The organism is Bacillus cereus group sp. N11 (assembly GCF_016483605.1).
GTDB classification, from domain to species: Bacteria; Bacillota; Bacilli; order Bacillales; family Bacillaceae_G; genus Bacillus_A; species Bacillus_A toyonensis.
On sequence record NZ_JAEHBN010000030.1, the window covers coordinates 1 to 11,704 of the forward strand.

Genomic DNA, 11,704 nt, shown 5'->3' on the forward strand with positions numbered 1-11,704 from the left:
TATACAAATGATTAAAGATGAACTTATTGAAATACAGAATAAAAAACACTCATAATTTCGTAAAAACTACTTACAAATCCCACAGGAAAAATCCCTATAGTTTTTAAACTTAAAACTATATTATTAAAATTAAAGTGGTTCAATTCAGAGGAAGGCACCTTAGGGTATCTTTTCTTTATGCATTAAAAAGGTATCGACAGCATTCCATAGAAAAAAAAGCTAAGAGTATGCAAGGTTTTATACAGTTTTTCGACGAACCCAGTAAAAAACGAGAACCCTAAATCCGCGCCAGGATAGGAATGTATAAAAAAATGAATAGCTTTATAGAAAATGAAAAAGGGGATTCCCTGTGAGAGTAAGGGTCCGCCTTTTTCCTTGCTACCGATAATTGTGCGTTATGTTAACTGGATTTGTATATCATATGCATGTGATACTTGTTCAATAATCGGACCAAATTATGGAGGATCTCTCCTGAAATAATTGGATATTAATGTTAAAACAGATCCAGCTTATGAAGTAATGTATTTAAACTATAGGACACAATTATTGATTTTCTATGTAATTACAACAAACAAAAGATAGGTTATTTAAGGATGGTTGATATGTTGAAAACAAAAGCTAAATATAAAACTTGGATACGAATTTACAAACTAATTATTTTTTTAGTTATTTCACTCATTCTTCTCTTGATAACATTATTACCTGTTAATTTATATCTGCGAATCCTGTCAGGTGTTTTTGCGTTGCCTTTTATTTATATAGCATTTATACTTTCTTATTCAGTTTACCAATTTGCAGCATTTGGGGGGAATTATCAGTCAAAAATACATAATTTAATTGTTACCAAAGTGAATTGGGATGGAAAAGGAAAAATACTAGATATAGGAACTGGTAGCGGTTCACTGATTATTAAACTGGCAAAGACCTTTCCTAATTCCTTTCTAACTGGAGTTGATTATTGGGGCGGAAATTGGGAATATTCCAAATCCCAATGCCAACAGAATGCTAAAATAGAAGGGGTCTCTGATAGAATTGATTTTCTAAAAGCAAGTGCTGCAGAACTCCCTTTTACTGATAATGAATTTGATACAATTGTAAGCTGTCTAACATTTCATGAAGTAAAAGATAGAGAAAATAAAACTGAAGTAATTAAAGAGGCATTAAGAGTGTTAAAACCTGGTGGTAAATTTGTTTTCTTAGATTTGTTTATGGATGAAAAAATATTTGGAGATGAAAAAGAACTCTTAAATGTCTTAAAGAAACAGGGTGTATCTGAATTAAATAGCTACAAGCTTACTGAAGAAATGGAATTACCAAAACTTGTATTGAACAAAAAAGTCTTAGGAAATGCAATGATTTTAAGTGGAAGGAAATAAGAATGCACTAATTCGCTTGCGGAACTAGCGCGGACTTCTCTATTATAAGAGCAACTATTTATTTAATTTAACTAACGAGGTCGTTTATTTAACATAACAAAGTGATGTAGCTCTATTTGTTTTTTATTAGTAAGTAAGCACATACCTGTTTAAGAATAGAGCTCGATTGTTTAATAAGCAGTATAGGGGATCTTCCAATTTGGGAGATCCCCTATACTGCTTATAATAGGACGTTATGTTAACTTGACGTGTATATGTTATACATCAAAACTCCTCATCCAGCGTTCCCTCCCACATGGTACAATTAGGAAAAGGAGGAGGACTTCAAAATGATTTTAGAAGCAGTCATGTTGCAAGTAAAAGACGGTATGGAGACAGAGTATGAATCGATATTTAAGCAAGCATCTTCAATCATCTCTTCCATGCAAGGATACATAAATCATGAATTACAACGCTGTATGGAGCAGAAAGGAAAATATTTGCTCCTTGTGCAATGGGAAACTTTAGAAGACCACACGATAGGATTTCGTCAATCTGAACAATATCAAGAGTGGAAAGCATTATTGCATCACTTTTATGATCCATTTCCAACAGTTGAACACTTTGAGCGTGTAGAGTTATCACGAAACTGAACTTGACCGTCTATTAATACTTGAAAAGTAACTTCCAATAACGATAATTATGTAAATGAGCTGTCCATATGGGCAGCTTATTGTATTTTTTGCTTAGCGTGATAAGTTTGGAGAAGGTGGCATTGGAGATCAGCCACCGCATCATAATGTAAGACCTGAATACAATACACGAACAGGACAGGTAGATGGTATGGAGAATTATTATTTTGAGAAGAGAAATAATAAATAGGGAGTATAAAAATGATTGATCAATTTAAATTTTTAAATCCACAAGCGTTAATTAGTATTTTTGGGAAAATACCAAAGTTTGAAGAATCAGATTTATTAGATGTGCGTCTTAAAAGAGATGGTCCTACTTTAGTTATTCAATTGATGACAAGGGAAAATATTGAAAACAAGCCAAAACGATGGAATAAGTGGGATGTAATTTATGTAGAAATCTCTTTCTTTACTATTCATAATTTAACAATAAAAGGTTTAGGGACAGAAAATATAATTGATTATTTTGAAATAAATACGATAGAAGAAGAAGGTTTATTAAAAATTAAGTGTAAGAATCAAATGCTAATTGAGTGCTCGTTTGAATGGGCAAAGGTAGAAGGGGTAACCCCAGGTTTAATAGGATTACCATAATTTTGATGGGAAGTAGATAGTTAATTTTTATAGTATTCACATTTTAATATTTTTGGATTAAATAAGGAATGTATCAAGGACATTGTCTTTTTCTTCTTTGAGGATATCAGAGGGATTGCTGAGAAGTCAATGTTTAAGGGGGAATGAAAGTAAACTAATATTGAAAAGTTTACTTTCAAATCATGAAAAAAAAGCACTTTTGATAGTTTCAGAAGTGCTTTTCAAGATGATATTAATAGATGTGTTTAAAAGTATGATCTTAGTACGAAGGAAATATTAACGATTAGTAAACTGCATCAGTATATCTTCAGTATGCTCTGCATTTAAGTGATAAATAGTAGAATCTCCTATATGTCGAATATATGATTCTTTTTTATGTCCTTCTACATTGAAAGTCAATATTTCAAATGTAATCTTTTCTTTATTATCTAATGAAAATTCAATAATACGTTGAGAAAGATTAGAAGAGTTTTCGAAAAGCTTTTTTTTCCAAAAAGTTGTTTTTGATACAACTGTTTTTGAACTAATTAGTTTTTGAAATACATTTTTTGCATCTTGACCATAATCTTTAATAGTACCTTCAGCAACCGAATTTGTTTCTAAATATTTTACCTTTGAAATCATATCAGGAGTTAGTTTTATTTTATCTTTAGGTTCTACTAAAAAAAAATATATACATATACTTATGAATGTAAATAATAGTCCTAATAATATTTTTAAACTTCGCATAATGGTTACCTCAATTTTTAAAATAATATATTTTTATTATTATATATTATTTTAATACTTATAAAAATAAAACTTGTATGTTTAAAGGGTTTTTCATTACGATACATTGTTGTACTTGCAATGATATTGAAAATATTTTTTGAAGGGTATGAGATATATTACAATAAAACCTGAAAATTAAGATATTTAAATGTATAATAAAATACAGAAGATATTGAAGAAATAAATAGAGAAGAGGAACTATCTTATGACTAGTTTGAAAAATGTTCTTGAGCTTGATTTTGCATATCTTGAAACCTTTACTAGCCGAATAGAGAAATCATGGGGTTCTATATTTTGTAATGAAAGTAACCCATATTATTATGATGCGAATCATGCACATGTAAGTGTAGTAAGTTTAGATCCACAATTGATAGTAGATGAAGTAATCCATTTTTATAAGACTAAAAATATAGTACCTAGATTTTATATATACAACTTAGATATGCAAGAAAAACTGATTTCTGAATTACAAATAAAGAATTTTGGATTTGAAGAATTAATAAGTCCAGTCCAATTATGGAATAAGAAATTAACTAAAAAAGATAAAAATGAAAAAGTTACTATTGAAAAAGTATCTGAATTAAACTTTGAAGTAGCTTTAGATATTGAATGTAATATAAAAGAGTTTGGAGGAGGCGAAGTTAGAAAAAAAGCTTTTCAAGAGGAATTCCAACATCCAGCATTCACTCATTATCTACTTAGATATAATGGAGTAGCATGTTCCATTGCTCGTATTTTTGAACATGAAAAACAGGCCCGAATGGAAAGTGTAGCTACAATTGAAAAGTTTAGAGGTAAAGGGTTAATAGGTGAACTTATTCATTTTATTCAAAGTGAAGTAATGAATAGAGGACTAGATAATCTTTGGGTGATTCCAATTAACGAAAAAGTAGAAAAAGTGTATGAAAAGTATGGATTTGAAACAGTAGAAAAAATTAAAACAGGACATGCATTTTTAGGAGGAAAAAGTATTAAAGAAATTCACGAGGGATAGAAAAAATCAACTCATTTTGTTAAAGAAAAATATTAAGTTAACAAGTGTATTGAAAAAAAAAGACGACTTTACATTAGTCGCCTTTTTTCTAAAGAATTATATTAAACCAATCAAGTTATTAAGCATTTATTTTATTTAAAATTGAAACTTTATTAGTAGTAAATAATACATAATCTTGCTTTTTAGTTTTAATTAAGATGCGATCAGTTGTAGCATAAGGTGTCCCAATTCGAATTGCATCATTTTTTTCAACGCCAGCATAAGTATCATCTTCAGTAACTTCAATAATTTCATTTAATGGAATATTAACTTTTGCCAATTGCCATTTAATAATTAATTCCTCTGTTGTTTTTATAACATCAATACCCAACATAATACCAAGACCTTTCCATTCTATTTTCTGAATATAATTATAAAACAAATAATTGTATTTGTAATTAAGTATCTTTATTGAACATTTATGTTTGCTAATGATATGAATAAAAAATCTTTTATCTATTTACCAATGTAAAATTTCAGCCATTTGTTTACTTTCAAATTCACTTGAGGTACACATTTTCTTGTTTCAAAAAACTCGTGTTTATAAAGGTATATCTTTATAAACAGTTAGGTATCATCTATGAAACATTGAAATATCAAGTTTATAAAGGTGGGTTTGATTAATTTATAAACGTTTATTTTTAATGAATACCTTTATGTATAATTTTCGAACTATTCGATTTAATTTAATGAAGTGTTTATTGCAAAAGGCCTAGAATGTAGGGATTTCTCATTAGTTTTCTTATTATTGGCTCGAGTTTTTCAAGCGATGAGAAATGGTTTATGTCTATATTATTTTCTCTTCCAATTACTATATATTTTTAGCATACTATTAACTATAAGGAGGGAGTGCAGAAATGGAAGAAAAGAAAGTGACGTGGTTAGAACTCTTTTATGATTTGTTATTTGTGGCGGCAGTGACGGCTGCGACTCATGTTTTACTTCATGTTGAAGATGGTCAAATCCATGCAGAGTATTTAGTAAAGTTTGTCTTAATTTTTATTCCGATCTGGTGGGCTTGGGTAGGGCAAACCATCTTTGTTAACCGGTTTGGAAAAGATTTATTTCATCAACGAATTTTTTTGATCTTGCAAATGTTTTTTGTCCTAATAATGACATCAAGCTTATCAGCTGATTTTGATCCTTATTATCTTTCTTTTTTAATTGGCTATATTGGTTTAAGGGTCGTGACTGCAATTCAATATCTTGTTGTCCAGCGTATAGAAGAGGGGGCTCGAAAAAAAGCAGCACTCTTTTTAGGAAGATATTTTTGGATTGGAATCGTTATTTCATTATTATCCGTCTTTTTTGATTCTTGGATTCGATATGCTGTGTTATATTTTGGGATTCTTATCGATATTATTGTCCCACTGCTTGGAAGGAAGTGTTTAGAAAAGGTTCCTACAAATACAGCCCACTTGTTAGAGAGATTTGGTCTATTTTCCATTATTCTCTTTGGGGAAGCTCTTGTAAGCACTCTTGTGGTCATTCAACCTAAACAAGGAAATTGGGATTCAATAAGCTTTGCGATCATTTCATTTATCCTCATTATTTCGATGTGGTGGCAATATTTTGATAACATGGAGAAGAAACTCGACAAGTCTAGACAAACTTCTGGTCAAATTATTATTTACGGTCATCTATTTATTTTAATGTCTTTGAGTATGGTTGCAGCATCCATTAGATTATTATTTTTACATGAGGTCTATTATTCTTTTATCTTATATTTTGTTTTTGGTTCTGTATTGCTCTATTTCCTGTCAACTACAATTGTTTTTCATCAATACAGGTTTGAAGAACACCGCTTGAACATTTATCATTTATGCTTGTTTTTAGGAATTTTAGCACTCTTTTTTGTTATTAATTTAATTATAGTAGTGCCGAATATTGTGATAATAGGACAATTAACCTTATTTTTTATCATCTATGCTAAATTAACAAGTACATAATTGAACTACCCCCACTTTCACTTCGTTTAGAAGAGGGGGATTCCTAAGTAAAGAGTTCTATCGAACTCTAATTTATTAGGCTAGCTCCACAGTCCTTGCGGTTAGAAGCCTTATCGCTTCATTCTTTAGATTGATACTTGCGTTAATATCCCTGTCATGGTGTGTAAGGCAAGAAGGGCAGTCCCATTTACGTAGGTTTAGATTTTTAACGTCTTTGTTTTGATATCCACAACAAGAACATAATTGGCTTGAAGCAAATGTTTTCGATACGACAATGACTTGTTTGCCGTACCATTTTGCCTTATATTCCAACATAGTTCGAAACTGAGACCATGATACCTCACTAATTGCTTTTGCTAACTTATGATTCTTTAACATATTCGATACTTGCAAATCCTCTATACCGATAACATCGTGGTTTTTGATGATTTCAGTCGAGATTTTGTCCAAGTAATCTTTTCTAGCATTCGTCATGTATTCATGAATTCTAGCTACTTTTACTCGTTGTTTATTCCAGCGAGAAGATCCTTTCATTCTTCTAGAAAGAACACGCTGTGCTTTTGCCAATTTTTCTTCTAATGATCGAAAAAACTTCGGATTTTTATAGGTTGTTCCATCTGATAATATGGCGAAATCTTTTAGTCCCACATCCATTCCAATGTAAGAATGTGTTTTCGGAAGTTCTTGCACTTCTGTTTCGACTAACAATGACACAAAGTATCTGCCAGAAAGTTTCCGTCTAACTGTAGCATTTAAAATACGTCCCTTTACTTCACGACTTTTAGCAAATCGAACAAGACCTAGTTTTGGCAATTTTATTTTGTTTCCTACAACGGCAATGTTTTCATTTGTTTGTTTTGTTGTGTAAGATTGTACGTTGTTTTTCTTAGATTTGAAACGCGGGGCATTGTTTTGTTTTTTGAAAAGGCGTGTATAAGCATCCGCAAGGTTGCGAACAGATGACTGAATCGCAATACTATCCACTTCTTTTAGCCAAACAAACTCTTTCTTCATGGCAGGAAGTTTGGCAGAGCATGTACTATATGTCAAACCTTTTCCTGTTTCTTTGTATGCATTATCCCATAGAGATAGGAAATGATTGAATACAAAACGAGAACAGCCAATCGTTTTATTGATTAGGGTCGCTTGTGCTTTATTTGGATAGATACGAAATTTATATGCTGTATTGATCATCATTCGTTTCACCCCCATTTCGATATGTGTCTATCATACAACAAACATACATTCGATAGGTAGTAAAGTAACAGTTTATGTATGTCGAACAATTAAGATGGCTTCCTGCTATCCCTTGTTCGAAGCTAATTCATCTTCCACCTACTCACTTCGCGTTCCTTGAGGAAGGAGTCTTCTTGGTTAAAATGATAAAAGCATCAAATAAATCAGTATTAAACTATAATACTGGCTTATATGTATATATTGGTAGCTTTTACATTTGATATTAAATCTTATTATTCACGGTGACTCTGATGCAACTGTACCTTTTGAGTTAAGTGGAAAACGCACATATGATTCCATTCCTGATAGTAAACTTGCTCTAATACAGGGTGGTCCTCATGGATTAAACGCAACTCATGCAAAAGAACTTAATGAAGCATTATTAACATTTTTAAAAGAATAATCTTTGAGGAACTACCGAAGGCGGTTCAACAGCAATATCAAGAATAATAACACGAATATATCGATTAGGGGTTTTCCAAAAAGAGTAGCTCTATGCTTAATCTTTTGGAAAACCTTCTTTACATAGTTTTTTTAGGTCTCTTAGGGGAATCGCCACAGCGCTATCAAGTTAAGAAATACATTCTTCCCATAAACGAAAAAAACGAACTGAACTTCTATGGACAACTATGAAGGAATGAAATTTTCGTTTTGGGGATAATTCAAAATCTTAGGTTGATGGGCATGGGGTACCGCCAGCATTTCGGAAAAAAACACGCTAAGCAAAAAATAAAATAAGCCGCCCATATGGACAGCTCATTTACATAATTATCGTTATTGATAGTGAAATTATTAATCCCATATATTTGGGCGTTCAATTTTCATTGTTCTCATATAATCTAACATTTGTCCTGTATGAACACCCTCATGATATGCTATACGCATTAACATATCCCCTAAAGAACGGATATACCCTACATTTGAACGATCAATTTTAATTGTATTTAAATCTTCACTAGAAAAAGAACGAACAGTATCTAAAAATTGTTTGTGATATATCTCAGCAAAATCCAGTTCATCTTCGACAGATAAAAAAGGTCTGTTTTCAAATGGAGAATTATACTCTTTCAGACTTCCCCTATTTTCAATAGCCAGATGATAATAATGTTCTGATTCCAGTACATGCCGAATCATTTCTAAACAAGTCATAGCTTTTTCATCTGGTTTCCAATCCAATTTATCGCTAGGAATCGTTTTCCATATTTTTATACTCCGTCTTCTAACTTCTGTTAAGTTTAATAACAATAAATCAATTGTATTCATTTATATTTCTCCTCTCACTTATCCTCATAAACAAGTTTACTAAATTTTCTAAACAAATGACAAACATTCGTTCTTACCCATGAATATAATATTCATATAAGGGGTCACCATACATGCCCATCAACTTAAGAAATCCGACTACCCCCAAGTGTAAAAAAAAGTTATTCTTTCTATTCAAGGTGAACCATAATTATTTGGTAATTGTACAATGACAATAAAGTTGTTTAATTCACAACATAATCATTTAAAGAATAATAAAGTTATTTAAAAATCTTTCTATCCAGTGGTCAAAAGGTATTTTCAACTTAGTACAGAACTATATCAGAGTAGGTTAACCTAGAATAGGTTAGATAAAATTGATATGAATAGGGAGAAAAATTTCAATGAATTGCTTAGTTGCAAAGGGTAGTATTTATTATGAAATCATAGGGAATGGCTTTCCAATATTAATAATGCATTCAATGGGTACAGACCATAAATCTATGAAAACTTGGATAGAGCCAATTTTTGATAAGATTCAGGGTTTTCAGAGGATATATATAGATTTACCTGCTCACGGTCGAAGTTTAATTGACGAAAATTTCAACTCTTCAGATGATATGCTTTTAAATATTTTGAACTTTATTGATATGACAATTCCTAACCAAGCATTTTCTCTTATTGGTTTTTCATATGGAGGATATTTGGCACAAGGTGTTTTGCACCATAGACATAAAAATGTAAAGAGTATTTGTTTGCTGGCCACTTCACTTCATTTGAAAGATAGGAATCTTCCTAAAAAAATAGTTATTACAAAAGAGGAAGATTTATTAACAGAATTGGATTCTGATATAAGAATGGCTTTTGAAACATTAATGAATTATCAAAATAAAGAGAACCTTAATTACTTTTTAAACGAAATCCAACCTGGACGATTATTAGCTAATAAAAATTTTTTAATGTCAAATTGGAGAGAGAAAGGGTATTTTCTTTCTGAAGAACCGCTTAATGATGTAGGTACACTTACACAACCTGTACTCATCATTCTAGGGAAACAAGATTCAATCTGTGGTTATAAAGATCACTTTTTTCTTCTAGAAAAATTTCCGAATGCTACGTTTTCCATTTTAGATGGTGCGGGTCATATGCTTCAAATAGAAAAACGTAAAATAGTACAAGAACTAATCAAAGACTGGCTAATTAGGAGCAATTCGGTTTGCGAATCAAGCAAGTAAATACAATCAATATCTTTTTCAACCAAATTTCCATATCTGTTGCCTGTCAGTTCATTTTGTTATTCTTCAACTAACAGGTGCTTTAGTTCAATAAGGATTAAATAACTTTATTATTAATTTTTGAGTGCAAATGCAATTAAATGGATAGAAATTAAACAACTTTAAAGAGCCTTAGAACAATAAAATGTGCAAGGCTTTTATATATTTCATAAACAAACAACTTTTGTAATAGCACATAGATTGTCTACCATTGTAGATGCTGATCAAATTATTGTATTAGAGGATGGTAGAATTACAGGTTTTGGAACTCATGATGAGTTATTAAGTAATCATGAGTATTATCAAAAAGTTATTAAACAGTAATTTGAAAGACAATAATTTATTTATTATTTAAGAGTTGAAAAAGAGCAAGTATCTGGGGTTTCTCCACATATCCATCAACTTAAGAATTTTATAACTCCCAAAGCAAGAAATGTACAATTTCACATGAAGTTGTCAATTTTCTCGTTTTGGGGGTATTTACATTTGTTAGCTTGATGGGCATGGGGTATCCCCAGCATTTTGGAAAAAAACCACGCTAAGAGCATGCAGGATTTTATACAGTTTTTCGGCTAATCCAGTAATAACCAAGAGCCCTGAACCCTCGCCAGGCTACCGATAATATTGCGTTATGTTAACTTTCTATGAATATCATATTCAACCAAAATTACCCTTATTGATGGTACAATTAAAGTCTTGGAGGGATATTATGGGATTTATTATGGATATTGTATTTTATTTTGGATTTTATTTTGGATTACTGTTTCTTATAATTGGTACCGCATTAGTTTTATTTATTATGGCAGCATTACCAAAAATCTGGAGTGAAAATCTATCATTCGTAATGATCGGTTTAGGGATAAATATACTTACTATTCCGTTGTCTTTTTTTATAGGTGGGATGGCAACAGATTCTCCTGATAGTACTAGGTTAGATTTTTGGAAAGGATTTTTCTTTATTCAAAAAATACCGCTCTTTTTACTGATTTTTTTATTATTTTTAACTGTGGTGTTGTGGTGTATTCGTAAGAACAAGAAAAAAGTAAACATGTAGAATTTTAAAACGACTTCTAATAACGATCATTATGTAAATAAGCTGTCCATATGGACAGCTTATTATATTTTTTGCTTAGCGTGGGTTTTTTCTGAAATGCTGGCGATACCCCATCGCCATCAACTTAAGAAATTGATTGTTCTCCAAAACGAAAAAAATGAACCGAATTCCCATAAATAACTGTGGAAAGGTAAAAATCTCATTATGGAGGTGTCTCAAAATCTGAAAGGGTGGATGTGACGCTACTCCTATCAGGATATTTATATTAAAGGGTTGACCCATCAACCCAATTTATTATATATTACAAATGTGAGAAAATTCACTCAATTAAAACTATAAGAGAGAAGGGAGTGGATCTTATATTAGGAATAAAACAGAAGATGCATCCCAGTAGGCAGCAAGGGTATTACAAATATAAAAGGAAATGAATGTCTAAATTGATAATGACAACACATCTCTCGACGATTATTTTTCAATCGCAAATGCCCTATCAATATAGATTTT

General features: G+C 31.1%; 12 protein-coding genes and 2 pseudogenes. 10 read left to right on the plus strand and 4 right to left on the minus strand.

Annotation, left to right across the window (positions count from 1 at the left end; translation table 11 throughout):
* The first annotated feature begins 602 nt into the window (after positions 1 to 602).
* The 4 genes from JDS98_RS28300 to JDS98_RS28315 all read left to right on the plus strand — a co-directional run bounded on the left by JDS98_RS28300 (position 603) and on the right by JDS98_RS28315 (position 2,641).
* Positions 603 to 1,376 carry a class I SAM-dependent methyltransferase gene (locus JDS98_RS28300; RefSeq protein WP_098712069.1) on the plus strand — a complete coding sequence of 258 codons (774 nt, stop codon included), beginning with the start codon at positions 603 to 605 and terminating at the stop codon, positions 1,374 to 1,376.
* A gap of 329 nt (positions 1,377 to 1,705) precedes the next feature.
* On the plus strand, positions 1,706 to 2,008 hold the full coding sequence (locus tag JDS98_RS28305) for an antibiotic biosynthesis monooxygenase family protein (RefSeq protein ID WP_098712068.1): 303 nt from the start codon (positions 1,706 to 1,708) through the stop codon (positions 2,006 to 2,008).
* Positions 2,009 to 2,129: 121 nt separating this feature from the next.
* Positions 2,130 to 2,237 carry an HNH/endonuclease VII fold putative polymorphic toxin gene (locus tag JDS98_RS30405; protein WP_223268724.1) on the plus strand — a complete coding sequence of 36 codons (108 nt, stop codon included), beginning with the start codon at positions 2,130 to 2,132 and terminating at the stop codon, positions 2,235 to 2,237.
* 11 nt (positions 2,238 to 2,248) lie between these two features.
* The gene (locus JDS98_RS28315; protein ID WP_199634554.1) at positions 2,249 to 2,641 is read left to right on the plus strand and encodes an immunity 50 family protein; all 393 of its coding nucleotides are present in this window, start codon (positions 2,249 to 2,251) and stop codon (positions 2,639 to 2,641) included.
* Between the two features lie 276 nt (positions 2,642 to 2,917).
* On the opposite strand, the gene JDS98_RS28320 is transcribed toward JDS98_RS28315, so the two are convergent.
* Positions 2,918 to 3,370: a hypothetical protein gene (locus JDS98_RS28320; protein WP_199634555.1), complete on the minus strand. Its 453-nt coding sequence runs from the start codon at positions 3,368 to 3,370 to the stop codon at positions 2,918 to 2,920.
* 247 nt (positions 3,371 to 3,617) lie between these two features.
* On the opposite strand from JDS98_RS28320, the gene JDS98_RS28325 reads away from it, so the two are divergent.
* Positions 3,618 to 4,406, plus strand: a complete 789-nt coding sequence (locus JDS98_RS28325; protein ID WP_199634556.1) for a GNAT family N-acetyltransferase — start codon at positions 3,618 to 3,620, stop codon at positions 4,404 to 4,406.
* A gap of 118 nt (positions 4,407 to 4,524) precedes the next feature.
* On the opposite strand, the gene JDS98_RS28330 is transcribed toward JDS98_RS28325, so the two are convergent.
* Complete coding sequence (locus JDS98_RS28330) at positions 4,525 to 4,779, minus strand: SunI/YnzG family protein (protein ID WP_044440149.1); 255 nt, start codon at positions 4,777 to 4,779, stop codon at positions 4,525 to 4,527.
* A 523-nt stretch (positions 4,780 to 5,302) separates the two neighbouring features.
* Here JDS98_RS28330 and JDS98_RS28335 point away from each other — a divergent pair.
* Positions 5,303 to 6,394, plus strand: a complete 1,092-nt coding sequence (locus JDS98_RS28335; protein WP_199634557.1) for a low temperature requirement protein A — start codon at positions 5,303 to 5,305, stop codon at positions 6,392 to 6,394.
* 75 nt (positions 6,395 to 6,469) lie between these two features.
* Here JDS98_RS28335 and tnpB read toward each other — a convergent pair whose 3' ends face one another.
* Entirely contained in the window at positions 6,470 to 7,591 is a 1,122-nt protein-coding gene (gene tnpB, locus JDS98_RS28340; RefSeq protein ID WP_199634558.1) for an IS200/IS605 family element RNA-guided endonuclease TnpB, read from the minus strand.
* A gap of 259 nt (positions 7,592 to 7,850) precedes the next feature.
* On the opposite strand from tnpB, the pseudogene JDS98_RS28345 reads away from it, so the two are divergent.
* Positions 7,851 to 8,033, plus strand: a pseudogene (locus JDS98_RS28345) (alpha/beta fold hydrolase); the annotation flags it as partial.
* 389 nt (positions 8,034 to 8,422) lie between these two features.
* Here JDS98_RS28345 and JDS98_RS28350 read toward each other — a convergent pair.
* A complete protein-coding gene (locus JDS98_RS28350; protein ID WP_053446612.1) occupies positions 8,423 to 8,893 on the minus strand; it encodes a DinB family protein in 471 nt (156 codons plus the stop codon).
* Positions 8,894 to 9,276: 383 nt separating this feature from the next.
* Between JDS98_RS28350 and JDS98_RS28355 the strand changes: the two genes are divergently transcribed.
* From JDS98_RS28355 to JDS98_RS28360, 3 genes and pseudogenes are all read left to right on the plus strand, one after another.
* Positions 9,277 to 10,107 carry an alpha/beta fold hydrolase gene (locus JDS98_RS28355; RefSeq protein ID WP_053446611.1) on the plus strand — a complete coding sequence of 277 codons (831 nt, stop codon included), beginning with the start codon at positions 9,277 to 9,279 and terminating at the stop codon, positions 10,105 to 10,107.
* Between the two features lie 213 nt (positions 10,108 to 10,320).
* Positions 10,321 to 10,470: pseudogene (locus JDS98_RS30515) on the plus strand (hypothetical protein); the annotation flags it as partial.
* A gap of 397 nt (positions 10,471 to 10,867) precedes the next feature.
* Positions 10,868 to 11,200 carry a hypothetical protein gene (locus JDS98_RS28360; RefSeq protein ID WP_199634577.1) on the plus strand — a complete coding sequence of 111 codons (333 nt, stop codon included), beginning with the start codon at positions 10,868 to 10,870 and terminating at the stop codon, positions 11,198 to 11,200.
* Positions 11,201 to 11,704: the final 504 nt, after the last annotated feature.

Excerpts from the sequence above, each read along its gene's own strand:
- JDS98_RS28325 (WP_199634556.1), top strand. The coding sequence starts at position 3,618 with ATGACTAGTTTGAAAAATGTTCTTGAGCTTGATTTTGCATATCTTGAA.
- JDS98_RS28335 (WP_199634557.1), top strand. The coding sequence starts at position 5,303 with ATGGAAGAAAAGAAAGTGACGTGGTTAGAACTCTTTTATGATTTGTTA.
- tnpB (WP_199634558.1), bottom strand. The coding sequence starts at position 7,591 with ATGATGATCAATACAGCATATAAATTTCGTATCTATCCAAATAAAGCA.
- JDS98_RS28355 (WP_053446611.1), top strand. The coding sequence starts at position 9,277 with ATGAATTGCTTAGTTGCAAAGGGTAGTATTTATTATGAAATCATAGGG.
- JDS98_RS28360 (WP_199634577.1), top strand. The coding sequence starts at position 10,868 with ATGGATATTGTATTTTATTTTGGATTTTATTTTGGATTACTGTTTCTT.
- JDS98_RS28305 (WP_098712068.1), top strand. The coding sequence starts at position 1,706 with ATGATTTTAGAAGCAGTCATGTTGCAAGTAAAAGACGGTATGGAGACA.
- JDS98_RS28330 (WP_044440149.1), bottom strand. The coding sequence starts at position 4,779 with ATGTTGGGTATTGATGTTATAAAAACAACAGAGGAATTAATTATTAAA.
- JDS98_RS28300 (WP_098712069.1), top strand. The coding sequence starts at position 603 with ATGTTGAAAACAAAAGCTAAATATAAAACTTGGATACGAATTTACAAA.
- JDS98_RS28320 (WP_199634555.1), bottom strand. The coding sequence starts at position 3,370 with ATGCGAAGTTTAAAAATATTATTAGGACTATTATTTACATTCATAAGT.
- JDS98_RS28350 (WP_053446612.1), bottom strand. The coding sequence starts at position 8,893 with ATGAATACAATTGATTTATTGTTATTAAACTTAACAGAAGTTAGAAGA.
- JDS98_RS28315 (WP_199634554.1), top strand. The coding sequence starts at position 2,249 with ATGATTGATCAATTTAAATTTTTAAATCCACAAGCGTTAATTAGTATT.